We start from the raw sequence: 26,060 nt of genomic DNA, 5'->3' as shown, positions 1-26,060 counted from the left end.
CCCTTTATCTGTAAGATTATATATTTTGGCCAACTGTAGCATGAATTGATATCTGAAATATGACGCTATCTAGAATTTGCTAACTCATAAGTGAGAATCTTTAGCATGATAAAAGATTTTGGTTGGCCCAGGCTATAGCTTGGACTCTATTTCTAACCGAGAGCTTTTTAAATATTTGATAAACGTGTGACTTTACGGTGTATTCACTAATAAAAAGGTCATCTGCAATTTGAGTATTTGATGAACCAGACTGTAAGCAACGTAGAATTTGAAGCTCTCTTAACGTTAGATCGACAGAGACTGGAGTGGTGTGAGAATGAACCATATGGCGATAGTAGTGTAGAAGTTGACTGCTCACTTTTCTTGGTAACCAATTTTGACCATTGATAATTTCGCCAAGGCCTTGGGCTATTATTTTAGGATCATCATTTTTATAGAACACGCCCTTAAGGCTGCCAAAAGTGAGCAGCTCATCGGTCGTTAAGCGTTTCTCAACATTAATCAAAATAGTTTCGAAATTCTTGTTGGTTAATGGTAAACCCTGAACTTGTTGGGTAATTTGACGATGGGTTTGATAATCCAATAATAGAATCTTATGTTTATGGCTTTGAAAAGCTTCCATAAGCTCAATGGGGGAGATTCGTGGGATCGTCAACCTCAACTTCTGTGCTATGAGGTCAACATCTGGATGAATAAGTGTTGGCTCAAGGCATAGGAAGTAGATCGTTCTGGTGTAGCTGGTATTTTTCATAGGGAGCCTCCTGTTGACTTGTTTAAACAGTGGCACCTTTGATTTATGTGTTCTATTGCTTATATTCTGGTTTGCGTTAGGCTTCAAATTGATAAGTAACTAAGCGATTTGTTAGCAGGCAAAAAAGTAAGATTGCTCCGAAACTCAGCGACTTGATGGCGGCAAAATCAAATCAAACCGGGAAGTTTAAGCTTTGAGATTTGTCCTAGGGGTAAAGCGTGTTATTCTTGTGGGCTGAATTTTTAATACGTATGAATCTAGACGGAGCAAAACATGGCCAGCCGTGGAGTAAACAAAGTAATCTTAGTGGGCAACCTAGGTAATGACCCTGAAATTCGTTATATGCCAAATGGTAGTGCAGTAGCGAATATCACCATTGCAACGTCTGAATCATGGCGTGATAAAGCAACAGGCGAGCCGCGTGAAAAAACAGAATGGCACCGTGTTGCATTATTTGGAAAGCTTGCGGAAGTAGCAGGTGAGTACTTACGTAAAGGCTCACAGGTTTACATTGAAGGTCAATTACAGACTCGTAAATGGCAAGATCAAAGTGGACAAGACCGCTACACAACAGAAGTAGTTGTACAGGGCTTTAACGGCGTAATGCAAATGCTTGGTGGCCGTGGTCAAGGTGGCGCTCCTGCACAAGGTGGTCAGCAACAACAAGGTGGATGGGGACAGCCTCAGCAACCTCAACAACAGGCACCGCAGCAGCAAGCTCCACAAGCACAACAGCAACGTGCACCGCAGCAAGCGCCACAACAAGCTCAGCCTCAGTACAATGAGCCACCAATGGATTTCGATGACGACATTCCGTTCTAAACAGAACGGACGCTAAATCGTATTAGATAAAGTGGGTTCACCTGCATTTATGAAATAAAAAACCGCGCATGTCGCGGTTTTTTTCATTTTCTAGAGAGTTAGCGAATTCTGTTTCTAATTCATCGTTTACAATATTATTAAGATAATTATTTGTGTGGATTGATAATAAGTGAATAAAACAGGGATTCTGTATTCATGAGGTATACCCCTACTCTCAAGTTAAGTACTCGCTTAGTTGCTTTTGTGACGGTCATTGTGATCAGCGCAATGTTCATCCTGTTTATTGGTGGCACATTATCATTTAAACGTATTGGTCAGGATTATCTTAATCACTACCTTGAAGGTATTGTTGAGGTTGTAGATAAAGAGATGGAATCACCCGATGCTGCATATTCAATGCAGGGGTGGATGCCCAAAATGTTACAAGCATCTAATATTGTCGAGATGCAACTCTCCTCTTCTGCTGGTGTTGTTTACCGCTTTCGGGATACCTCCCCACAAGTTGCCGCCGATCGCCTCCATGAGCGTACATTTCAGTTGAAACGAAGCCCCGGTTATAGCATTACCTTTAAAGCGCTTCCTCCGTATCTTGGTCATAGTTATTCATTTGAAGCGATGTGGTCGATTACCTTAGCGGTGGGATTAGTTATATTTTGTCTGATCCGTGGCGTTCATTGGCTGAAAGCGCAGTTAGTAGGATCAGAGTTATTAGAAGAGAGAGGGCGAATGATCCTTGCGGGTCGTGTGGAAGAGCACGCAAAAGGTGACCATAAAGAGTGGCCTTATACTGCAAGCGAAGCTCTGGATGTTTTAATTGAAGAGTTGCAAGATGCTCGGCAAGAGCGCAGTCGTTTTGATACCTTTATTCGAACTCAAACCTTCTTAGACAAACTGACTGGAACGGCAAATAGAGTACTTTTTGACAGTAAGTTAGAATCAGCACTGCACGAGAGTGGCGCTCGTGGCGGGGTGCTGCTCATTCGCATCGAGGAGTGGGAGCAGGTACTTGAAGAGAACGAAAAAGAGGTATGTGATAATTTTATTATTGACGTCGGTAACGTACTTTCAAATATTGTCCAGCGTTTCCCTGATGTTATATTTTCTCGTTATTACGATGCTGATTTTGCCATATTAATTCCGCAAAAAGGTCTGAAAGAGATCTCCGTTGTTGCATCGCAGTGTATTCGTCAGCTAGAAAAAATTACACCACCAGAGCCATTAGAAACTGAAAACTGGTGTCATATTGGCGTGTCTATGTACGTCGACGGTGAGCGACATAGCCAGATTATGGATGAAGCGGAAACCGCATTAAAAGGGGCTCAACTGCAACGAATTAATAACTGGAGTCGATTTAAAAAGCAAACTCAAGTTGAAGAAGAGAGAGGAAGTGTTCGTTGGAGAACCTTGTTTGACAAAGCTTTGTTACCTGAAAATCTTCATTTATTTAAGCAAGCTTGCTTCTTAAAATCAGATTCAGGTAAACAGGAGTTGCTGCATCATGAAATTTATTCCCGTATCACCGATCCTGAAAAAGGGATAATTAAGACATCTCGTTTTATTGCCGCAATCGAATTAGTGGGCTATGAACAGCAAATGGATCAAGCAGTTATTACCTCAATAGTCAATTTTTTGAAAGCGTCAAAGGACCCAGTATGCTACTCTATTAACCTGAATGTAGTTCCATTTTCAAATAAACAGTATTTCAAGTGGTTTAGATATGAGCTATTACAACTCCCGACAGAGTTACGAAGTTCATTGAGTTTTGAGTTTGCAGAAGGTCGGCTCGTAAAGCATTTAGATTATATGAGACCAGTTGTTAAAATGTTATCTGGTTTAGGGTGTAAAATCATCGTCGGCCAAGCGGGTCGAACGATTGTAAGCACTCACTATATTAAAGATCTCAATGTCGATTACCTTAAACTACATCGAAGCCTTATCAAGAAAATAGATCAAAGACATGAAAACCAACTCTTCGTTAGAAGTATGATTGGCGCTTGTGCTGACACCAATGCTCAAGTTATTGCCGTTGGCGTCGAAAATAAACAAGAGTGGCAAACATTAGGTGAGCTAGGTGTGCATGGATTACAAGGACGCTATGTTGGTGTTGAAGAGTCTTTAATGCCCGCTAAAAGCGTTAAAAATGACACGACAGTTAAACCTGGTAGACGAAATCGTTGGCGACAGAAGTAACAGTATTCGATATGAAATTAAAGTCCCTATTAGAAAAATTTAGACCTGCTGCAGTTAATGAAAATCAGCTCTTTGCTGTCATTCAACCTGATGCAATTTATTTCTCAGCAGGCTCAAGCTCTGCCGCATCAGCGATCATCCCAATTGAAGGTTCAAATTGGGAAGGGGCATTTGAAAAAGCGCTTAAGCAAGTTGAGTTATCTGATGCCCCATTGAATGTGGTACTTAATGCGAATCACTATCAAACCTATCAAATAGAAAAACCAGAACTTCCTAAAGAAGAATGGCCTGTTGCACTGCCATTTTTATTGAAAGAGCTTATCACTGAGCGAGTTACCGATATTGTAACGGATGCCATTGCTCTACCGACTGGCAACAAAGTGCAAGCTTATGTGTTGTCTAAAAAGTTACTGGACCGCTTGCTTGCATTGATTAACGCAGCAGGAGGAACACTCAATGCAGTACTCCCTGAAGATGAATTATGGGGACACTCTGCGGGTGAGCTAGAAAACTTCATGCTTTTGCAGCGAAGTAAAAAAGGCAACTTTAAGATAGGTGCTTTTGTTAATCAGACGGTCTGTTTCCAGCGAACGATTCGAAGTGTGGCTCCGCCATTAACGGGAGCGGTTTCTAGTTCTCTTCAGCTTGACGGTTTAGCTTTAGAGTTACAGCGTTCGATTGACTACTTGTCATCACAGCTGAAAGGTACTCAGCTCCATCAGTTAAAAGTATGTTGTGATGATGAAGATGAGGAGGAGCTTGCTCGAGAACTTAATGATCGCTTAAGTGCTAAGGTTTCTCGCCTTATTGAGGGAGAACAAGAGCTATCTGGCCAAATCATTGAGCGCATTGCAACTCAGCTAAAAGGGTTCTCTGTAAACCTTTATCCAACTCACCTCAAGCCGAAAAAAGAGTATTTCAGCCTTGCTAACGTTGTCGGAACTTGGTGTGTTATCTCCGCTATTATGCTTGGAACATATGGCTACTATCGCTATGAAATCTCAACGTTGGAAGTTGAACTCGCTCAGCAGCAGCAGCAAGCCGCGCAACTCAATCAACAAACCACTGAGCTTAAGAAGAAGCTTGAGCGTCATGTGCCGACACCCGAAAAAATCGCGGCTATTAATCGTTTAAAAGCTGAAATTTCTGCGAAACAAAGTTCTCTATCTGCGGTTGGAGAGTATGACCAATCGCAACAAGTAGGATACTCAGGAGTGATGAGCGCACTGGCAACATTAGGTCGCCGAGATATATCACTAAGTCATATTACCATTAATGCTAACACCCTAGATTTAAAAGGTGTCGCGAGAAATGCCAGCGTGGTTCCAAACTGGATCAGTCAGTTCAAACATGAATTGAATTTGGTTGGACGTACTTTTGATAAACTTAAAATTGGTAGAAACGAACAAGATATTGTGACATTTGAATTGCATACTCGTGGAGGCACTAAATAGTGAAGCAACAATGGCTACTCCTAAACGATAAATTCATGGCGTTAAGCTCGCGTGAAAAGTGGTTGATTTTACTGTGTGGCGCGGTGGGTTTCTTCTTTGTGTTTCTGACTTTCCTAGTGGAACCTAGCCTCCAAGATTATAATAATTCAAAAAATCAGCTACGCCAGATAAAGCAAAACAATCAACTTGCTGAGAGTGAGTTAATGGTTTTAACCGCGAAATTAAGTAAAGATCCGGATCAAGAGATTGATAAAGAATATCAAAGCTTAATTGTTCAAAGTCAGGAGCTCTCTCTTCAATTATCTGAAATTATAGAAAGCTTAGTTGCGCCAACCCAAATGTCTCATTTATTGGAAAGTGTTTTAGTGAGTGGTAAAGATCTTAAGCTAATCTCGCTGGAATCACTAAATGCTGAACCAATTGTCAAAAATAACGATCAAAGTGAAGGCCATTACTCTGGCTACTTTGTACATCCTGTTCGGATAGAACTGACAGGAAACTATTTTGCGATAGAAAAGTATCTAAATGCTCTAGAAAACTTACCCGTAAAATATTACTGGAGACACTTTAACTACTCTGTAGAGAAGTACCCAGAAGCTCGTTTGATCTTAGAAGTTTACACATTGGGGACTAGGCAGGAGTTTATCGGTGGTTAAATCTATCATTGTATGTCTTATGGGCATTTCATTATCTGCTTTTGCTGCTCAAGATCCAACGGCTCCACTTGGTTGGATGGCACCAGCAGATAAGGTTGTTAAGAAAAAGAGGGTGCGCACATATCGTTTACCGACACTTCAAAGTATTGTGTGTAAAGATGAGGCTCCATGCTATGCCATCCTTAATGATCAAGTGGTCACTCAAGGAAATACAATTCGTGGTTACCGAGTGAAGCAGGTAAATGCAGAAGATGTCACTCTTCAACGTGGTAGCAAAACTTGGAAGTTAGAACTTTTCTCTCTAAATATTAAGCACTAAATATGAATCAGAACAAAAAAGGTTTGAGTGAGAATATGCGAAAAATCGTATTAGGAATTGTAGTGGCATCATTGGCTGGCTGTTCAATGGGGCATAGAGATCCTGTTGAAGTGAAACAAGCGCTGAATGAAGCGATTAATGAATCTAATAGTCGCAATTTGGAAGAGTTGCCTGATTCTGTTCAAGATGACCTCATGCCTGATCTGAATAACTCAGCGTTAGCGATTGGCGGACCAGTAAAACGTTTCCGAATTCAAGCTGATAATGTTGATGCCAAGGCCTTTTTTACTAGTTTAGTTAAGGGTACAGAGTTTAGTGCTGCTATTCACCCTAGCGTTAATGGCCGAATTACGGTAAACCTGACCGATGTCACACTGGATGAAGTGTTAAACGTTGTTCGCGATATGTATGGCTATGATGTTGAAAAGCAAGGCAAGGTACTTCAAGTATTTCCTGCTGGCCTGCGTTCAGTGACGATCCCTGTGGATTACTTGCAAATGAAACGTGCGGGTAGTTCATTAACTTCAATAAAAACAGGTTCAATTACTGAGAATGGCTCTAGTTCTTCGGGCAGTTCTTCTGATTCATCAAGCTCAGATTCATCAAGTTCAAGCTCAACAACAAGTGGTGGAACTGAAATTGAAACCACAAGTGAAAGCGATTTTTGGCCTCAGCTGGAAAAAGCCGTAGCTCAATTAATCGGTTCAGGTGACGGGCAAAGCGTGGTTGTTACACCGCAAGCCAGTGTGATCACCGTTCGCGCTTACCCTGATGAAATTCGTGAAGTAAGACAGTTCCTAAATATTTCACAACAGCGTTTGCACCGTCAGGTTATTCTGGAAACTAAAGTTCTAGAAGTCACATTAAGTGATGGATATCAGCAAGGTATCAATTGGAATAAGATGTTCTCTTCAAACGGGACAAATTACAGTATTGGTACCGGAACGATTACTAAGAATGCGGCCGGTTCAATTGTTCCTGGTGCTTTACCTGGTTTAGATTCTATTGGTTCTTTGTTAGGTGGGCAGTCAAACATTGTCGTTTCTAGCGGTAGCTTCGAAGCTGTATTGAGCTTTATGGACACTCAGGGTGATTTGAATGTGCTTTCTAGCCCGCGAGTCACGGCGGCTAATAATCAAAAAGCGGTGATTAAAGTCGGTACCGATCAATACTATGTGACCGAACTTTCGAGTAATGCGGGCAGTGGTGAGAACTCTCAGGCAGTACCTGAAGTCACGTTGACGCCATTCTTTTCTGGCATATCTTTAGATGTAACGCCGCAGATTGATGATAAAGGCAATGTGCTACTGCATGTACACCCCGCGGTTATAGATGTGGAAGAGGAAAATAAAGTGCTTAACCTCGGTGGCGACTTTAACGATATTCTTCTGCCGCTAGCAAAAAGTTCAATTCGTGAGTCAGATTCAGTGATCCGTGCTCGTGATGGTGATGTTGTGGTTATCGGCGGTTTAATGAAATCAGCCACTGTCGATCAAGTCTCGCAAGTTCCATTCTTAGGTGATATTCCAGCTCTTGGTCACCTATTTCGCAACACATCAAAAATTTCTAGAAAAACAGAGTTAGTGATCTTATTGAAACCGACAGTCGTCGGTGTTAATTCTTGGCAGAAAGAGCTAGAGCGTTCACGCGATTTACTTCAAGAATGGTTCCCTGACGAAGAATAACCCCTGTGTGGAGATATTATGTATCAGGCGCACTTTGGTTTTAGTTGTCAGCCATTTAGCCTAACCCCAAATACTGACCTGTTTTATGGTTTAGCGCCTCACTATGAGGCGATTCAAACTGTAATATCGGCAGTCCAGATGGGGGAAGGTGTCATTAAGGTGACAGGTGAAGTCGGAACGGGAAAAACCATGGTTTGCCGCATGCTAGTCAATCATTTGCAAGAGCATGTGGCATTAATTTATTTACCTAATCCTATTCTGACTGGTAGTGAATTGCGTCAAGCGGTCGCAAAAGAGTTAGGGCTAGAGAAAGTGCCTGATGCCACTATCGTTGATGAAATCCAAACTAAATTGATAGATATTCACTCCAGCGGTCGTCGCGCGGTTGCGATTATAGATGAAGCTCAAGCACTGACTGATGAAACTCTTGAAACATTACGTTTGTTTGGCAATTTAGAAACCGAACAGAAAAAGCTACTGCAGTTGATCTTACTTGGACAACCTGAATTCGATGACCGATTATCTCAACACCACCTGAGGCAGTTTAGGCAACGAATTTCATTCAGTGCAAAACTTCGACCTCTTTCGCTTGATGAAACGGTCGCTTATATCGATCATCGTTTAGAAAAGTCGTCAGGCAGTACATCGCTATTTAGCTTAAATCAAAAAAAAGCGGTTTGGCACTCTACTGGTGGTATTCCAAGATTGATTAATCAAATCTGCCATAAAGCGCTCATCTTGGCTTGTTGTGATCAAAGTAGTTCAACACAGAACCACCACCTATTTTCGGCGATGCATGACACCTTCGATGTGCTTAAGCCTAAGTTTAAAAACCCATTGATTTGGGGCTGGAGTAAATCATGAGTGCAATGAACAATGCGCTGTCAGAGTTAGCGAATAAAGACCAATCACTATCGGCTCCAATTGAGAAGGCTCAAGTCAATAAAGTGAAGTCGAGATCGCCTATTGTTTGGGTTGCGTTAGGCTTCTCTCTAAGCTTAGCTGTCGGTGGATGGGCGGTATCTCAGCAATCCGATATGATTGTGACTTCCGAAAATACGGTTAATCTGCGTGACGACTCTAAATCAGGGAAAGAGAGTGATATTCGCACATTAGCTGAAAAAAAAGTGGCTGATAAAAAAGAGTCTGATTTCACGCCTGTGACGCCAGAAAAAACGATTCAAGCTGTGACCATTTTCGAACCCGTCAATGACGAGAAAAAGAAATCGGTGAGCGTTTCATCTCAAAAGCCTATTCATGTCGCAAAAATTAATCAGCCTCAATCAGTAGAGAGTCAGTCGGCAAAGGTTCAGCTGGTAAATAGCCAAATAGCTGAGCGTAAGTCATCTCAACCGACTCGTGCTGTTAAAGCTAATGAGTCAACGAAAGAAACCAATGTGAAAACCGCCCCAACATCGGCAATGGTAGTGGAGCAAGTTGAGCTTACTCCTGAAGCTTTGGCTCAAAATGCGCTGAGTCGTGCTAAAAAATCGCTAGACAGTAACGATATGAATGGGGCTTTGAGTAACTATTCCGAAGTATTGCGCTATACGCCAAAAAATGAAGTTGCTCGTCAAAAATTAGCGGCCCTATATTACGGTAAAGGTGATGCGCGTAAAGCGTATGATATACTTCAGTATGGAATAAAATTGTCACCGGATAGTGAAGATCTACGTCTAGGGCTGAGTAAGTTGCTGATTAAAGAGAAACAGCCTGACGTGGCATTAAGCCCGCTGATTCATTTACCACCAAACCCTAGTATTCGCTATCTTGCAATGCGCGCAGCGTTAGGGCAAAAGTCTAAGCAAAGTGAAGTTACTTTAGAAAGCTATCAACAGCTTGTCGGCCTTGACCCTGAAAATGGTCGCTGGTGGTTAGGCTTGGCGATTCAACAAGAGCGCAATATGGATTTTGACTCAGCGTTTAATTCATATCAACAAGCATTATCCCTTATTGGAATTTCAAAACAGTCTCAAAATTTTGTTCGTGATCGCATGAAAGTTCTGCGCACAATACAGGAGTCAACAAGTGCAAATTAAGTTAAGAAAAAGACTCGGTGACTTACTCGTTGAAGAGGGGATCATTACCGAGCAACAAGTTGAGCAAGCTCTGTCAGCGCAGCGAAGCACAGGTCAAAAGCTGGGTGATACATTAATCGAACTTGGTTTCTTATCTGAACAGCAGATGTTGATGTTCCTATCGCAGCAGCTTGATTTACCGCTCATTGATTTGAGTCGAGCCGCGGTTGATATTGATGCAGTTCAATTACTACCAGAAGTGCATGCTCGACGATTACGTGCACTTGTTATTGGCCGAAACCAAGATACTTTACGGATTGCGATGAGTGATCCTGCGGATTTGTTTGCCCAAGAATCACTATTAGACCAACTTGGTCAGTATGGGCTGGAATTTGTCATAGCACCTGAAAGGCAGTTAGTTGAAGGCTTTGATCGCTACTATCGCCGAACAAAAGATATCGCATCCTTTGCCGAACAACTTCAAGCTGAGCACCAAGTTAATGAAGCCTTTGATTTTGATATCGGAGATGAAGACAGTGATGAAGTTACGGTTGTTAAACTAATTAACTCGCTGTTTGAAGATGCGATTCAAGTTGGGGCGTCAGATATACACATTGAGCCAGACTCTAACGTACTGCGCCTGCGTCAACGTATTGATGGTGTGCTCCATGAAACTTTATTAAATGAAGTGAATATCGCATCAGCGTTGGTGCTTCGTTTAAAACTGATGGCGAACTTAGATATTTCGGAGAAACGATTACCACAAGATGGCCGTTTTAATATCCGAGTGAAAGGCCAATCGGTAGATATCCGTATGTCGACGATGCCCGTTCAGTATGGTGAATCAGTGGTAATGCGTTTGCTTAACCAAACCTCTGGTTTACGTAAGTTAGAGGAGTCTGGTTTACCGGCCGATCTTCTGGCTCGTTTGCGGGATCAACTGCGTCGGCCACATGGCATGATTTTAGTAACAGGCCCGACGGGTTCAGGTAAAACGACAACGTTATATGGCGCACTGTCTGAGCTGAATGTTCCAGGCAAGAAAATCATTACAGCCGAAGATCCGGTTGAATATCGTCTTCCGAGGATCAACCAAGTTCAAGTGAACAGTAAGATCAATTTGAACTTCTCTACCGTACTTCGAACTTTTTTACGTCAAGATCCCGATATCATTCTAATTGGTGAGATGCGTGACCACGAGACGGTTGAAATTGGTCTGCGAGCAGCCTTAACCGGTCACTTAGTGCTGAGTACGCTCCATACCAATGATGCGATTGATAGCGCCTTACGTATGATGGATATGGGAGCTCCGGGTTACCTTGTTGCCAGTGCAGTTCGTGCTGTTGTTGCACAACGTTTGATCAGAAAAGTGTGCCCAGACTGCAAAGTAGACGACCAAATTGATGAGGCAAGAAAACAGTGGCTCAGCGTCCGTTTTCCTAACCAAGTTCATCAGACGTTTACTAAAGGTCGTGGCTGTCAAAACTGTAACCTGACAGGCTACCGTGGTCGTATTGGTGTTTTTGAAATGCTTGAGTTAGAGCAACATATGATGGATAGCTTACGCTCAAGCGATGCGGTTGCTTTCTCTAAAGCGGCACGAGCTTCTAAAAACTATAAACCTTTACTCGCCTCTGCAATGGAGTTGGCGATAGAAGGTACAGTCAGCCTTGATGAAGTCATGAACCTTGGTGAAGGTGACGCATCAGGTATGGCTGATGCTATCTTGATTTAGGAAAAAATATGGCTACATATCGTTATCAAGGTCGAAACTTAGATGGGAGTAAAGCCTCAGGTAAAGTTGACGCATCAACAGAAGAGCTTGCGGCGGATGTTTTGATGAATAAAGGGGTCATCCCTACATCGATCCAACCAGCTAAAGAGGGGGGCGGTTCCCTTAATGTTGATCTCTCTGTGCTTATGGGAAAACCGGTTCCATTAGAAGTTTTAGTTATCTTTTGTCGTCAGCTGTATAGCTTAACCAAAGCAGGGGTTCCACTCCTACGTTCCATGAAGGGACTAAGCCAAAACTGTTCTAATAAACAGTTACAAGATGCGCTTGAAGAGGTGACCGCAGAACTGACCAATGGGCGTGGTTTATCGGCTTCAATGCAGATGCACCCGAAAGTGTTTAGTTCACTGTTTGTCTCTATGGTTAACGTTGGTGAGAATACCGGTCGTTTAGACCAAGCTTTGCTTCAACTTGCGGGCTATTACGAGCAAGAAGTAGAGACTCGGAAAAGAATTAAAACAGCGATGCGTTATCCAACGTTTGTGATCAGCTTCATTATGGTAGCGCTGTTTATATTGAACGTGAAAGTGATCCCACAATTTACCAGCATGTTCAGTAAATTCGGTGTTGAACTGCCTTTGCCGACGCGAATTCTTATCGGCATGTCCGACTTTTTTGTGAACTATTGGGGGGCGATGATTGGTTTGTTGCTTGGAATGATCTTTGCTTTTAAAACTTGGGTGAATACTGATAGTGGCCGAGAGCGATGGGACCGAATGCGCTTAAAAACCCCTGTCGTTGGTGGTGTGATTAATCGGGCACAACTCTCTCGTTTTTCACGTACCTTCGCCTTGATGTTGCAAGCAGGTGTGCCTCTAAACCAATCTTTAGCCTTAGCGGCAGAAGCCTTGGGTAATCGATATTTAGAGCTAAGAATTCTAGAAATGAAAGCAGCAATTGAAGCGGGTAGTACCATCTCTTCGACAGCCATTAATTCAGGGATTTTTACACCACTGGTTATTCAAATGGTGAGCGTAGGCGAAGAAACAGGTCGTATTGATGAGCTATTGTTAGAAGTAGCAGATTTTTATGATCGCGAAGTTGATTATGATTTAAAAACATTAACCGCCAGAATCGAACCCATTCTCTTAGTGGTTGTTGCTGGCATGGTGTTAGTGCTTGCTCTTGGTATCTTCCTGCCAATGTGGGGAATGCTTGACGTGGTGAAAGGTTAGCATGACCAATAATGAACAACGGTCTCGATTTGTGATTTGGCTACTGGCCATTATCATTATCGTGATGAGTTTTTTGATTGCTTGGAAGCCTGTAGAAGAAGAAGCAGAAAATACCGCTCTATTTTTGGCAAGTAAACGAATACTCGAAAGGGCGAATTATTATAAACAAGAGTGGCTACTAAAAGGGCAACTCGAAAAGTTAACCATTAATCGTCATGAGCTTACGTTTAGCGAGTCTGGTTGGGCATTGCCTATTCAGAATGGAAAACTTGATTGTGCTTATTGGTTAGACTTGCTTTATCCGGAACAACAATTGCTTGGGATAGATGACGCAGAAAGTAATATTTATAAAGAACAGAATGGTTACCGCTGCCAATATCGCTATGTGAGTAACATGAGTATTATCCTACAGCTAAAAAATGAACGCTTTAGTGTGAATGTCGAATTTTTGTCATTATGATTTTTTGACTCCAAGCCGATGTTCATCCTTAATTGAACGATGTATAATATGCAATACCGATAACAGAAGTGAGTTAAAAATGTACAAGAAACAGATGGGTTTCTCTTTAGTTGAATTAGTGGTTGTTATTGTTGTTGTCGGTCTGCTAGCAGCCGCAGCTTTACCTCGTTTTCTCGATGTGACAGATGAAGCAAAAAAAGCCAGCATTGAGGGCATTGCGGGCGGCTTTGCCACTGGTGTCCTTTCTGCTCGTGCGCAATGGGAAGCGGAAGCTCGCCCATCTGCAACCATTGGCAATGAACGCTATAATACTGTCGATTATGACGGCGTTGATTTTTGGCTAACACGTTCAAAAAGCAACAGCGGAGTGAGCACCGATTTTCGTGATGGATACCCTTATGGTATTAACACGGATTCTAGTTCTTACCCAACAAGCGTGGATGATCAAGCTTGTGTCGATTTAATGGAAAATCTTTTGCAGAATCCACCAAAGGTAGCGAAATCAAGCACCGCGGCAGATGATTCAAACAATAAATACTCAGCAAAGGCTGATAATACGAATTCGACGTGCACTTACACCCAATTAGAGGGCAGTACAGCGCACAATTTTATGTACGAAATTAAAACTGGTCGTGTGACCGTAACTTTGCAGTAGCCCTGCAACTTTAACCAACATAGAGAGAAGTAACTATGAAAAAACAAGGCGGTTTCACCCTAATTGAATTAGTGGTTGTAATTGTAATTCTAGGCATTTTAGCGGTAACCGCTGCGCCACGTTTCTTGAACCTACAAGATGATGCGCGTGATGCTACACTTGAAGGGTTCCGTGGCGCTGTTGCTGGTGCTATGGGGATTTCTTACGGTAAAGCTGCAATCAATGGTATTGAAACTCAACAGTATGTAGCTGCTAGTGCTGGTAATACTACGATTAATGGGATTGTTCATTCTTTTGGTTACCCAATTGCGACATCGGCAGGCGTTGGGGCTACGATTGAGCAATCTGGTGAATTTGTAGAGCTAAGTACTACTGGAACTGTTGGGACAAATGCAACAATTGTTTACGGTATAGCTAACTATACCGGAAGTTGTGTTCGTTACTCTGAAGCAACAAGTGCAACAGTTGCAGCAACGGTTGCAACTGTTGACGGTGCTGCAAATTGTACAGCTGACTAATTATATCGTGTTACTAAAGACCAGCCTCGGCTGGTCTTTTTTTTGCCTTCTCAAAATTCGACACAAAGTGCTGTATAGCGCTCACATCTTTATCGCTTTCCTATATACTAGTCAGTAAGTTACTTCAAAAGGCTGAGTTATGCGTGGGAATCGATTGGGGTTTACATTGATTGAACTTATCGTGGTGATTATTCTGATCGGGATAGTTTCCTCTTATGCCGCCAGTCGTTATGTTGGGGTTGGTAGCTTTTCTACTTACGCCGCGCAAGAGCAAGCCATTTCAATTATTCGTCAATTGCAGGTATATCGCATGCAATCGAATGTCAGCTCCGCAAATACGAGTTTTCAACTTACCGCCAATGATGGCTGTATTGGCTCGACTGAAGGCTGCGTTGCTGCAAGCTCACCAGCAGAAGCCAATGAACGTGGTGACGTTATGCGTATTGATGGAGTTACCGTCACTTCAACGACTTCTCCTATTGATTTTGATCTGCTCGGTAATCCGTTAAATGCTGCAAGTGCAGGGGTGTCGATTAATCTTACTAACAGCAGTGAAACCACCTCCGTGTGTATTAATAGCCAAGGTTACGTGAGCAGAGGTACGTGTTCATGAGTTTGTTATTGAAGAACCAGCAGCGCGGTATGACGCTCATTGAAAGTATTATTGCCATTGTGATCCTTGGCATTGCAATGGTGAGTTTAACCAGCCTGTTATTTCCTAACATTCGTGATTCAGCCGCTCCTCACTATCAAACTCGTGCGATTGCGTTAGGGCAAAGCTTTATGAGTCAAATCCTCGCCCGTAATTTTGATCATAATAGTGATTATGACGGGGGCGTTCGCCGTTGTGATGGTTCTGGTAGTGAAGGATTAACATGTACAACAACATTGGGGAGTGATAGTGGCGAAACAAATGCTGGAAACTTCAATGATGTTGATGACTACATTGGATGCTGGTATACCGATAACACTCAAGCCGACTGTATCTCGTCTACAACACATCCATTAGCTGATGTTTTTGGTAGTTCAGTGAATAGTGATTACCCCAACTTCCGTGTTGAAGTTGATGCTTTCTATGACGCCAATATGGATGGTAACAACGATGGCGGCATTGGTGTTTTAAAACGAATAGAGATATCCGTGACTGCTGGGCAGTATGGCAGTTATCCACTCGTTGCTTATAAGGGGAACTACTGATGAAAAATCGTGGTTTTACTCTTATCGAAATGGTATTGACGATGGTAGTCGGTGGGATCATTGTACTTGGCATTGCTGGCTTTGTTGAGTTAGGTACCAAAGGTTATGCCGACTCGATTGATCGCCAAAGAATGCAAACTCAAGCTCAGTTTGTGATTGAAAAGCTTTCTCGAGAATTTCGTCATGCAGTGCCTAACTCGTTTGAAGTACCTACAACGATTGCTGATCTAAAATGCCTCTCTTTTTACCCGATTAAGTATTCCGGTTTTTATGCCAAAATTGGCGATGATATTCAGTTTCTAATTGGTAATTCTGACCTTGCAGAAAACCATACCTTAACTGAAAATTTGCGTCTAGCAATCAACCCTACTCGTCGAGCGGACCTGTTTGGCGAAAATACGTCTATTGATGTCTCAGGCCAAACCGCGACAGATAACATCTATACTCTAGCGGGTGCGACAGCTACATTGCACAGCTCTTCAATTAGTAATCGCTTCTATATTGTTGATACCAATGAGCGTGTAAATTACTGCATGTCACTCACCGGACGTTCTATTGTTCGTAATGGTGTTCAAGTGGCTGATAATGTCAATTTTTCTAGCGGATTTAAATATAAAGAGCCGACATTACAACGTGGCGGGTTAGTTTATATCGATTTATTGTTCGAACAAGATGGTGAGCAGAGTGCTTACAAACAAGATGTGCAGGTGCTCAATGTCCCATAAAAAATCAAGACAGTCAGGTAGCGTATTAGTGGTCGTTATTTTTGTGATCGTTGTGATGGGTTTTCTCGCCTCGTCACTGACGCGCGTGAATTGGTCCAACAGTGATAATCAAACCCGTGAGCATCTCGGCACGCAAGCATGGTTATTGGCGCATTCCGCTAACGAATGGGCGCTAACTCAGTTATACCCGATTCCAGAGATAGCTACCTCTTCTGCTTTTCAAGCAATGTGCACTACAACGGTCAGTGGCAGTTCACCTAGTTTGTCAGTAGATATGCCATGTTCTTCTCCTAAATTAACTTGCAACAACGAAGGTGAGCTGGATGGTCAGGTTTTTTACAGAGTGGAAGCCACTGCTATATGTGGTAGTGGGAAATTACAAGTTCAGCGTTCGCAAGAAGTTTGGGTTAAGGAGTAGGGTATGTCGTTTCTGTATTCGTATTTAAAGAAGAAAACTCTAGAGTTGGCTGGAAAGATTAAGTGGCTCGGGATCGCTCTGTCTTGCTTTTTTAGTTTCTTTGCTAGTGCTTCCGGTGACTTCTCCCTAGAGAACTGTTCAGATTTGAAGCGTCAGGATGGTTTTTCTATTACGTTCACGGTTCCGAACCCTAATCCGGTCACTGTAACACTAAGCTCAAATAAACCGCCAGTCATTCTTTGGTCAAGTGTAGTTGCTGCAGCAATACAAGATAATGACGTAACACCGGGCCAACGTGTACTTTTGACATACACTCCCACATCAAGTAATGGTAAAAGCGGAAATTTGTCCTACAAACTTGACTCTGGCTCTGGATTTAAGTACCAGAGCTTTGCTGCAATAACCGTCGAGGGTGGGAACGGAGAGTTGAATGTCAGTGGCGATAATTCGGAGGTGAGTTGTGCTGACGGTGACGTTACCCCTCCTTCCCCCCCTCTTCCTCCAATCAACACTAGCCCGAAATTTGAATTTGGCACAATTGACTCATCAGCCTGTACGCTTAACTCTTTGGCTGGAACCGAGCACGATCACAATGGCGATGGCAGCAATGACCACGATAATGCGACAGTTACCTGCGTACTGACATTTGATAAAACCTATACAGGTGAAACGCCATTGGTTTTTGTGATGCCGACGATTGATGCATCATTATCAAACAAAGATACAAAAACCACGGAGTATCCATCTACTCTTCGAGTGCATGATGTCACAAATTCTCAAGCTGTTATCTCTCAAAAAATAGCACCCCATAGGAAAGCAAGTTCATCGGTCAATTTTGTTCCTGCACCCATGCAGAATATAGATTACTTTGTAATTGAACCCGGGGTTCTCGATTTAAGTAATGGTTCGCGAATCGTTGCGGGTAGTGTGAATACAAATACTGCTTGTGGCAAAAAGAACGGCTGTAACAAAAAACTAATTAACTATACTGACTTTGGAGCACCGAACCCTTTCCAGGGGAGCGTGTCAGAGAAACCCGGAGTTTTAGTTGAGGTCCAAACTCTAAATAACAAATTAGCGGATGGCGAGCCTCGTTGGATCACTGGTGCGGCTGAGAGTGTCACAAAAAATTCGTTTAATTTATTTCTTGAGCGTTCAGAGGTGGGCTCAAATAGTGATATCTCCATTGACGAAAAAGTAGCGTTTGTTGCAGGTCTTGGCCAGGGCTATGTTTCGGGATTAAAATTTTGGTTAGGGAGTGCGACGACGTTAAATACCACTGGGTTTACTGAAAAAGTGGTGCAACCCATCGTTGATGGCTGTGCAATTTATACCAACTTTCCGGATACTACCTCTTTTGATTCGGTACCTACATTGGTGGGAACCAAAAACTCACGAGATGGTGAAGATGGAGGGTGGTTACGCCGATGTGACGTAAAAAAAGATAAAGTAGCCTTTATTGTTGAAGAGGATATGGATGATAGTAATACTAAATCTGGCGTAGAACGAAGACACAAGCAAGAAGTCGCTTCATTCTTCATGTTTGAGAAGCCACCAGCTCAAGCTGTATGTAATCTATTTCCTTCTCCAGCCCAAACATGGAATGGCAACTCATCAGCGTCTCTATTGTTAGATAATAACGCGAAAATAATTGGCGCTCCGGTGACGAGTGGTAATCGTAATGTTGGATTTTATCAGGCGGATATTACCGGAACCAACCAGGGCATAGCTTGTGATGGAAAGGCCTGCGTTGGCTCATCAGGGCTTATGGTTGAAAAGCCTGAATTAGAGAGTTTTCAAATTCCAACCAATCCAGCTCTCGAAAATATCTCACTGTGGGATGAACCCTCACCTCGCGTCTTTAAAAATAATGAAGTCATTGGCTCACTCGCTGTTGGTCGCGGCTCAAAAGCCATTTTTAAATCCGGTGTCTATTGGGTTAAAAAAATCGATATCAATAATGGTGGGGTGATAGAAATACCGGATGGGGAAGAGGTACTTATTCATGTACAGCAACTCAATTTAAGTAGCCGAATTGAAAGGGATGCAAGTCCGAGTAAATTTGAAGAGACAGGTTCAGGCTCACTACAGGTATTTGTGCACTCATATACAGGTAGTCAGGTCGACTTTAACTCCCGCACTGAATTTACAGGGCTGCTATATAGTGAAGTTGCAGTGTCATTAAGTAACGAAGCGACGGTTAATGGTGCGGTTACTGCACGGTCTATCGACATGCATAATGACGCTCAAATTATTGCCACGGACAATAAGTGCTTCAAACCGTTTGATGACTACAAAGTCACAATGACGCCAGAGACAGATATTGCGCTAATGTGTGATGATGTGCCCGTGTTTACCATTAACACGACCAACAATGATGAAACCGAAAGCCTCCCTGTCACCGTTGAGGTTGATCCAAATGCTAATCGATTTAATGTGACGGCAGAGCCTGGTTTTGGTTCTGGCAGATACCCAAACTTCACATCAAACAGTTCTGGCGTTCTTAAATTAAAAGTGACACCGAAAAATACGAGTAATATTAGCTTGTCGACGAATTATAACTTAAGCGTGACGATGGACGACGATACGAGTCAGAGCGTTAAAAGTCAGTTTAAGTTCGTACCATTTAAGTTTGAAGTACTAGACCAAACGGTTATCGCGGGTAAAGATAATGACGTGACTACGACAGTTCTTGCTTGCAGTGATACTGGTAAAACTAAAGTTGAAACGTATAGCGGGACACCAAGCATTAGCTATGAAGTCAAAAAACCGGATCCAACGTTAGCGAAGAAAGGTGTGTTGACTTATGCGCCAGTCTTTACTTCAGGAGATAAAGGGGCTCGGGAAGATACGCTTAAAATATCGGAATCTGGAGAGTTCTTGGTCACGCTGACAGATGATAAATTTGACTGTACCGGATTATCAGGTTGCCCAATCGATGGTGGTGGCAAATTGACGGGTAGCTTTACTATTAAATCGCGCCCTTGGAAGATTGCGATTTGTGATGTTAAAGCACCTCTGGCTGGTGGAACCACAAAAGATAATCCAGGCGCGACAACGGCGCTTGATGGCGCTTTTATCTCAGCTGGTGAGTTATTCAAAGGCTCTCTCAAGCCTGTCGTGTATTCCGATAGCAGCGGTGTCGATGAATGTACACTAGCGGCAACATTTAACTATTTTACGGATACAAAAGGGCATTCCGCCCCTTATGTCGCCTCTCTTGAGGTCGCTTATCCGAGTGGTGGGAAATTAGCTAACTTAGCGGCGCCTTTAATTGGCGAGTTTGCATCTACAGATAAAAATAGCACGAATGACCGAATGAAGACTCTGGAACTGCGTTGGAACGAAGTTGGCACATTGAAGATGAAGTCTAATGCACATTATCAGTCTACATCTTTAGTGGAAGACGAAGAGAGTATTGGCCGCTTCTATCCCGATTACTTCAATATCACTCAATCGACGTGGACTGCTCCTGATCAGCAAGGTGGGTCTACTTATATGGGGCAACCTTTCCAGTCAGTCGCTTTTGAGGTTAAAGCCTATAACAGTACTGGCGATGAAACGAAGAACTACGGTAGTTTCGATGAAGTATTGAAAGCCAGTTTTTACCTTCGAGGAGATAAATCTGATCGGGTGAGTATTTTAGACTCAGAGCTAGACGCCAGTCATTGGGGTAATAAAACAGGTATATGGAGTCGCTCATGGACTGATGCTAAGTGGAATCGAATTGGAGCGGGAGCCAACATTACCACACCAGATGGTCCATACAATTCAACATGGGTAGGAGATGTGAAGACCACCACTGAACTTAGTCTGTCATTAGACAGCTCAGGAGATGGAAGCAGTAATCATACAGATCCAACGTTATTTAAGGTTACAGGTACAGATGGGACGATATCTAAAGTGGCCAGTCAGTTGTTAGCAGCACAACCCGATGTGCGTTATGGCCGGATGAGATTGCAAGATGTAGGTGGAAATCAGGGTTACTCGGTAAGGGTTCCACTCAGCATTGAATATTGGCGAGCAGGGAGCTTTGTTCTCAATGCTAAAGATAGCAATAGTCGTTTCGATACGAGTAATAATATGCAGTGTAACCATATTGAATGGTCTGAGATTACCCCTGCTGTCAGTGATGCTAAGTTAGCGAATACACTAAACCCTGTTTCTGATGATGGTAGTGTAGATAAGGGGGAGTCATTAAGTATCTACGCGAGGCAAGCGACCAGTCGCCGAGAGCAAGTCCGTTTGTTCTTGCGTCAAGGTAATATAGCGAATCCTGATGGTGTAACTTGCAGTTGGTCTACGGGTATTCAACCTTGGTTAATTTACAATTGGCGAAATAAAGGTGATGAAGATCCATCTGCCGTTGTTACTTTCGGCATCAATCGTGGTAATGACAGGATTATTTTCCGCAATGAACCTGGGTTGACTAACTAATAAAGGGGGTTTAGGTAGGATAAAAGTTTAGATTTACCTATCTAAGTTAGGAATCTGTAAGAAAATGCGGGTTTCTGTCCATGTTTATACTTCAATGCCTTGCTGTGATGGCAAGGCATTGGTACATTTAGTGCAATTTTTGTCTTCTAATTCTTGCAGGATGAGCGAAGAATATGTTTAAAAAACTTCGTGGCATGTTTTCAAACGACCTATCTATCGATTTAGGTACTGCCAACACACTTATATACGTTAAAGGCCAAGGCATCGTTCTCGATGAACCTTCAGTAGTTGCAATTCGTCAAGACCGTTCAGGATCAGCAAAGAGTGTTGCAGCTGTCGGCCATGAAGCAAAGCAAATGCTAGGTCGTACACCCGGTAATATTTCAGCAATTCGTCCGATGAAAGATGGTGTGATCGCCGACTTCTACGTAACTGAAAAAATGCTACAACACTTCATTAAACAAGTTCACGATAATAGCGTGCTTAAACCAAGCCCGCGCGTTTTGGTTTGTGTACCTTGTGGTTCAACTCAGGTTGAGCGTCGTGCTATTCGTGAGTCAGCACTTGGTGCGGGCGCTCGTGAAGTTTACCTGATTGATGAGCCAATGGCCGCAGCGATTGGTGCTGGTCTTCGAGTATCTGAAGCAACAGGTTCGATGGTTATCGATATCGGTGGCGGTACAACAGAAGTCGCGGTAATTTCACTGAATGGTGTGGTGTACTCGTCATCTGTTCGTATTGGTGGTGACCGTTTCGATGAAGCGATCATTAACTATGTTCGTCGTAACTACGGCAGCTTAATTGGTGAAGCAACGGCAGAACGCATCAAGCATGAAATTGGTTCAGCGTATCCTGGTGATGATGTTGAAGAGATTGAAGTGCGTGGTCGTAACCTTGCTGAAGGTGTTCCTCGTAGCTTTACACTTAACTCAAATGAAATTCTTGAAGCACTGCAAGAGCCACTATCCGGCATTGTTTCAGCTGTGATGGTTGCGTTAGAGCAATGCCCACCTGAGCTGGCTTCTGATATCTCTGAAAATGGCATGGTTCTAACAGGTGGCGGTGCGCTACTGAAAGACCTTGATCGCTTATTAACAGAAGAGACTGGGATCCCAGTTGTCGTTGCAGAAGAGCCATTAACATGTGTTGCTCTTGGTGGCGGTAAAGCTCTAGAAATGATCGACATGCATGGTGGCGATCTGTTCAGCGAAGAATAACGGTTTAGTGCTAGGTTCTAGAAATGTTCTAGTGCCTAGGACCTAGATTCTAGGACCAAATATAAATGAAGCCAATTTTTGGTAGAGGCCCATCTCTACAACTGCGCTTGTTTTTTGCTGTAATTCTATCAGCCAGCCTTATGCTGGCTGATAGTCGTTTAGACACATTCTCAAGTGTCCGCTATTTCCTCAATAGCCTTGTTGCCCCTATTCAATATACAGCTAACTTACCGCGAGTCATGTTTGATGGTTTCTATGAGCGTTTGAATACTCGTCAAGGTTTGATAGAGAATAGTTACGCAATGAAGCGAGAGGTTTTGCGCCTCAAAAGTGACTTGATCTTATTGGATCAATATAAAGAAGAAAATCAGCGATTACGGAAATTATTGGGTTCTCCTTTCGTTCGAGATGAGCGCAAGGTTGTAACCGAAGTGATGGCTGTTGATACGTCTCCTTACCGACATCAAGTCGTTATCGATAAAGGTCGGATTGATGGTGTATATGAAGGGCAACCTGTTCTGAATGAAAAAGGTGTTGTCGGTCAAGTGACGTTTGTTGCCGCTCATAATAGCCGTGTATTGCTACTGACTGATGCAAATAATGCCATCCCTGTTCAAGTGGTACGTAATGACATCCGAGTGATCGCTTCTGGAAACGGGAAAGTAGACCAAATTCAGCTTGAATATATACCCACCAGTACTGACATTCAGAATGGTGATTTTCTGGTGACTTCAGGTTTAGGCGGTGTTTATCCTGAAGGGTATCCTGTTGCCTATGTGACATCTGTTGAACACGATATGCGTCGTGAGTTTGCGGCCATTACCGCCGAGCCTGTAGTTGAATTTGATCGCTTAAGGTATTTACTCTTGATTTGGCCGAATGAAGAGCGCCGTCTTCAAGTTCAGCAATCTGCCCCAGAAAGTATGGCGAAGGAGCAGGTTAAGCATGAAGATGAAGCCGCAATAGCGAAAGATAAAGCAAAGAAAGATGATGTAAAAGTAGAGGCTAAAAATGGCGAATAGTGTATTAAGAAGCAAAATCGTGATTGGTACCTCTTTCATCTTTGCGTTAGTGCTACAAACTATTCCATGGCCTGGGCTCCTAGATTTATTACGCCCATCTTGGTTATTACTTGTGACGTGTTATTGGGTGCTCGCATTGCCACATAGAGTCAATGTTGGTACCGCGTTAGTTTTAGGGCTACTTTGGGATTTATTGATTGGATCGACATTAGGTATCCGAGGGATGATGATGTCGCTCATCATCTACATCATTGCATTGAACTTTCTTGTCATTAGGAATATGGCATTGTGGCAACAGGCCATAATCATCGGTTTATTAACGATTCTAATGCAAGTATTGATCTTCTTTGGTGAATATTTGATCCAAGATGTCGTGTTTAACCCATTATCTCTGTGGGCAGGTATGATTAACTGTATACTTTGGCCATGGATGTTTTTACTAATGAGACGAATTCGTCGTCAGTGGCACGTGAGATAGCTTAATGCACAATGAAATAAACCTAGTACTAGCATCAGGCTCTCCAAGACGTAAAGAGCTACTTGAGCAACTTGGCTATCAGTTCAGCATTGTGAATGCGGACATAAAAGAAGAGAAGCAAGCTCATGAAAGCCCATACGAATATGTTCTTCGTTTGTCTCAAGATAAAGCTCGGGCAGGGTTAAGTTTATCTGCTCCGGACTCAATCGTGATTGGTTCTGATACTGTGGTTGTTTGTAATAATCAAGTATTAGAAAAGCCAGTTGATTATTCTGATTCTAGATCCATGTTGCTAAAACTATCGGCTAAACGCCATCAAGTGATGACAGCGGTTAGCGTGGTAACAGACACTAAACAATCGTCAGTAGTGGTGACTACTGATGTATGGTTCAAGCCCCTAACTGAATACGAAATAGAACAATATTGGTTGTCAGGGGAACCATGCGATAAAGCTGGAAGTTACGGAATACAAGGTTTAGGGGGGCGATTTGTCACCCGTATAGAAGGAAGTTATTACGCCGTTGTCGGTTTACCTTTATTTGAAACAGACCAGCTCTTGCACGAATTCTTATAAATTACATTGAGGTGCGCTTCATGAGTGCTGAGTTGCTATTAAATGTGACCCCGAGTGAAACTCGAGTGGCCATGATAGAAGGTGGAGTTCTTCAAGAAGTCCATGTTGAACGCGATGCTCGTCGCGGGATTGTTGGAAACATATATAAAGGCAAAGTAAGCCGTGTTCTACCAGGAATGCAGGCTGCTTTTGTTGATATCGGCCTTGAAAAGGCGGCGTTTTTGCACGCTTCAGATATTGTTCCGCATACTGAATGCGTCGCTGAAAATGAGAAAAAACAGTTCCAAGTTCGTGATATTTCTGAATTAGTTCGCCAAGGCCAAGATATCGTTGTTCAGGTGGTGAAAGACCCACTTGGCACTAAAGGCGCTCGTCTTACTACCGATATTACCTTACCTTCTCGTTACCTTGTCTTTATGCCGGGGGCGAGCCATGTTGGCGTCTCTCAGCGTATTGAAAGTGAATCAGAGCGTGGTCGATTGAAAAAAGTCGTATCACGTTACTGTGATGAGCACGGTGGTTTCATTATCCGCACCGCTGCGGAAGGGGCAGATGCGAAAGAACTGTCTCAAGACGCTGCGTTTTTGAAACGTTTGTGGCAGAAGATCATTGAACGTAAATCAAAATATAAAACTCGTACTACACTTTATGGAGAGCTTGGTTTAGCACAACGAATCTTACGTGATTTTGTTGGCACTGAACTGGACAAAATTCAAATCGATTCTCGTCAAGAGTTTGAATACTTAAAAGAATTTACTTCTGAGTATGTACCTGAGCTAACGTCGAAATTAGAGCTGTATGAAGGTGACAAGCCTATTTTTGATATGCATGACACTGAGAATGAAATTCAGCGTTCACTGGACCGAAAAGTGGAACTTAAATCCGGCGGTTATTTGATTATCGATCAAACTGAAGCGATGACTACCGTCGATATTAATACGGGGGCATTTGTTGGTCGTCGAAACTTAGAAGAAACGATTTTCAATACTAACGTTGAAGCGACTCAAGCGATTGCTCGTCAATTGCGTCTGCGTAACCTTGGTGGGATCATTATTATTGATTTTATCGATATGATGTCAGAAGAGCACCGTAAGCGAGTATTGAATTCATTAGAGTTGGCATTAAGTAAAGATCGCGTTAAAACCAATATAAACGGCTTTACTCAACTTGGTTTGGTTGAAATGACCCGCAAACGAACTCGAGAAAGCATTGAGCATATTCTTTGTTCGAGTTGTCCTACTTGTGAAGGGCGCGGTTCGGTGAAAACTGTCGAGACTGTCTGCTTTGAAATTTTACGTGAAATAACGCGAGTAAATCGTGCTTATGATGCAGATAAATTTGTGGTTTATGCTTCACCTGCCGTCGCTGAAACGTTGGAAGGTGACGAATCACACGCTTTAGCTGAGTTGGAAGTCTTCATTGGTAAGCAAGTCCGCATTCAAGCTGAGTCACTGTATATTCAAGAACAATTCGATGTTGTTATGATGTAATGAGAGT

General features: G+C 42.8%; 24 protein-coding genes. 23 read left to right on the top strand and 1 reads right to left on the bottom strand.

Annotated features, from left to right (window positions below; all coding sequences use genetic code 11):
• Positions 1-100 precede the first annotated feature (100 nt).
• The gene (locus OCV39_RS12850; RefSeq protein ID WP_136994211.1) at positions 101-751 is read right to left on the bottom strand and encodes a LuxR C-terminal-related transcriptional regulator; all 651 of its coding nucleotides are present in this window, start codon (positions 749-751) and stop codon (positions 101-103) included.
• 273 nt (positions 752-1,024) lie between these two features.
• Between OCV39_RS12850 and OCV39_RS12845 the strand changes: the two genes are divergently transcribed.
• From OCV39_RS12845 to rng, 23 genes are all read left to right on the top strand, one after another.
• Complete coding sequence (locus tag OCV39_RS12845) at positions 1,025-1,573, top strand: single-stranded DNA-binding protein (RefSeq protein ID WP_017051191.1); 549 nt, start codon at positions 1,025-1,027, stop codon at positions 1,571-1,573.
• A 195-nt stretch (positions 1,574-1,768) separates the two neighbouring features.
• Complete coding sequence (gene csrD / locus OCV39_RS12840; RefSeq protein ID WP_113799615.1) at positions 1,769-3,763, top strand: RNase E specificity factor CsrD; 1,995 nt, start codon at positions 1,769-1,771, stop codon at positions 3,761-3,763.
• Positions 3,764-3,774: 11 nt separating this feature from the next.
• Positions 3,775-5,217, top strand: a complete 1,443-nt coding sequence (locus OCV39_RS12835; RefSeq protein ID WP_261888588.1) for an MSHA biogenesis protein MshI — start codon at positions 3,775-3,777, stop codon at positions 5,215-5,217.
• Between the two features lie 35 nt (positions 5,218-5,252).
• A complete protein-coding gene (gene pilO, locus OCV39_RS12830) occupies positions 5,253-5,873 on the top strand; it encodes a type 4a pilus biogenesis protein PilO (protein ID WP_136994218.1) in 621 nt (206 codons plus the stop codon).
• Positions 5,866-6,192, top strand: a complete 327-nt coding sequence (locus tag OCV39_RS12825; protein WP_261888587.1) for an MSHA biogenesis protein MshK — start codon at positions 5,866-5,868, stop codon at positions 6,190-6,192. Before pilO ends, OCV39_RS12825 begins: the two co-directional genes overlap by 8 nt.
• A 35-nt stretch (positions 6,193-6,227) precedes the next feature.
• A complete protein-coding gene (gene mshL, locus OCV39_RS12820) occupies positions 6,228-7,877 on the top strand; it encodes a pilus (MSHA type) biogenesis protein MshL (RefSeq protein ID WP_113799646.1) in 1,650 nt (549 codons plus the stop codon).
• An 18-nt stretch (positions 7,878-7,895) separates the two neighbouring features.
• Positions 7,896-8,741 carry an ExeA family protein gene (locus OCV39_RS12815; RefSeq protein ID WP_017051185.1) on the top strand — a complete coding sequence of 282 codons (846 nt, stop codon included), beginning with the start codon at positions 7,896-7,898 and terminating at the stop codon, positions 8,739-8,741.
• Complete coding sequence (locus OCV39_RS12810; protein WP_171756252.1) at positions 8,738-9,916, top strand: tetratricopeptide repeat protein; 1,179 nt, start codon at positions 8,738-8,740, stop codon at positions 9,914-9,916. The genes OCV39_RS12815 and OCV39_RS12810 overlap by 4 nt, the downstream gene beginning before the upstream one ends.
• Positions 9,906-11,630 (top strand): GspE/PulE family protein, encoded by a 1,725-nt coding sequence (locus tag OCV39_RS12805; RefSeq protein ID WP_113799602.1) that lies wholly within the window; start codon positions 9,906-9,908, stop codon positions 11,628-11,630. The genes OCV39_RS12810 and OCV39_RS12805 overlap by 11 nt, the downstream gene beginning before the upstream one ends.
• 8 nt (positions 11,631-11,638) lie before the next feature.
• Positions 11,639-12,862, top strand: a complete 1,224-nt coding sequence (locus OCV39_RS12800) for a type II secretion system F family protein (protein ID WP_017051182.1) — start codon at positions 11,639-11,641, stop codon at positions 12,860-12,862.
• Between the two features lies 1 nt (position 12,863).
• Positions 12,864-13,322 (top strand): MSHA biogenesis protein MshF, encoded by a 459-nt coding sequence (locus OCV39_RS12795; protein WP_113799599.1) that lies wholly within the window; start codon positions 12,864-12,866, stop codon positions 13,320-13,322.
• A 79-nt stretch (positions 13,323-13,401) separates the two neighbouring features.
• Positions 13,402-13,977 carry a prepilin-type N-terminal cleavage/methylation domain-containing protein gene (locus tag OCV39_RS12790; RefSeq protein WP_261888586.1) on the top strand — a complete coding sequence of 192 codons (576 nt, stop codon included), beginning with the start codon at positions 13,402-13,404 and terminating at the stop codon, positions 13,975-13,977.
• Between the two features lie 35 nt (positions 13,978-14,012).
• Positions 14,013-14,495, top strand: coding sequence for a type II secretion system protein (locus OCV39_RS12785; RefSeq protein ID WP_261888585.1), 483 nt, complete (start codon positions 14,013-14,015; stop codon positions 14,493-14,495).
• Between the two features lie 139 nt (positions 14,496-14,634).
• Positions 14,635-15,108 (top strand): prepilin-type N-terminal cleavage/methylation domain-containing protein, encoded by a 474-nt coding sequence (locus OCV39_RS12780; protein ID WP_261888584.1) that lies wholly within the window; start codon positions 14,635-14,637, stop codon positions 15,106-15,108.
• Positions 15,105-15,692, top strand: a complete 588-nt coding sequence (locus OCV39_RS12775) for a type IV pilus modification PilV family protein (RefSeq protein WP_261888583.1) — start codon at positions 15,105-15,107, stop codon at positions 15,690-15,692. Before OCV39_RS12780 ends, OCV39_RS12775 begins: the two co-directional genes overlap by 4 nt.
• Positions 15,692-16,417: a PilW family protein gene (locus tag OCV39_RS12770; protein WP_261888582.1), complete on the top strand. Its 726-nt coding sequence runs from the start codon at positions 15,692-15,694 to the stop codon at positions 16,415-16,417. Before OCV39_RS12775 ends, OCV39_RS12770 begins: the two co-directional genes overlap by 1 nt.
• Complete coding sequence (locus OCV39_RS12765) at positions 16,407-16,835, top strand: MSHA biogenesis protein MshP (protein WP_261888581.1); 429 nt, start codon at positions 16,407-16,409, stop codon at positions 16,833-16,835. The genes OCV39_RS12770 and OCV39_RS12765 overlap by 11 nt, the downstream gene beginning before the upstream one ends.
• A 3-nt stretch (positions 16,836-16,838) precedes the next feature.
• The gene (locus tag OCV39_RS12760; RefSeq protein WP_261888580.1) at positions 16,839-21,272 is read left to right on the top strand and encodes a DUF6701 domain-containing protein; all 4,434 of its coding nucleotides are present in this window, start codon (positions 16,839-16,841) and stop codon (positions 21,270-21,272) included.
• 173 nt (positions 21,273-21,445) lie between these two features.
• Entirely contained in the window at positions 21,446-22,489 is a 1,044-nt protein-coding gene (locus OCV39_RS12755) for a rod shape-determining protein (protein ID WP_017051173.1), read from the top strand.
• 65 nt (positions 22,490-22,554) lie between these two features.
• Positions 22,555-23,511 (top strand): rod shape-determining protein MreC, encoded by a 957-nt coding sequence (gene mreC, locus OCV39_RS12750; protein ID WP_017051172.1) that lies wholly within the window; start codon positions 22,555-22,557, stop codon positions 23,509-23,511.
• The gene (gene mreD / locus OCV39_RS12745; protein ID WP_017051171.1) at positions 23,501-23,989 is read left to right on the top strand and encodes a rod shape-determining protein MreD; all 489 of its coding nucleotides are present in this window, start codon (positions 23,501-23,503) and stop codon (positions 23,987-23,989) included. Before mreC ends, mreD begins: the two co-directional genes overlap by 11 nt.
• Before the next feature lie 4 nt (positions 23,990-23,993).
• Positions 23,994-24,563, top strand: coding sequence for a Maf family protein (locus OCV39_RS12740; RefSeq protein ID WP_261888579.1), 570 nt, complete (start codon positions 23,994-23,996; stop codon positions 24,561-24,563).
• A 20-nt stretch (positions 24,564-24,583) separates the two neighbouring features.
• Positions 24,584-26,053 carry a ribonuclease G gene (gene rng / locus OCV39_RS12735; RefSeq protein WP_261888578.1) on the top strand — a complete coding sequence of 490 codons (1,470 nt, stop codon included), beginning with the start codon at positions 24,584-24,586 and terminating at the stop codon, positions 26,051-26,053.
• Positions 26,054-26,060 lie beyond the last annotated feature (7 nt).

Origin of the sequence: Vibrio cortegadensis (assembly GCF_024347395.1) — a bacterium.
Classification (GTDB): Bacteria; Pseudomonadota; Gammaproteobacteria; order Enterobacterales; family Vibrionaceae; genus Vibrio; species Vibrio cortegadensis.
Note: the sequence above shows the minus strand (reverse complement) of the source record. Positions and strands in the feature narration are given on the sequence as shown.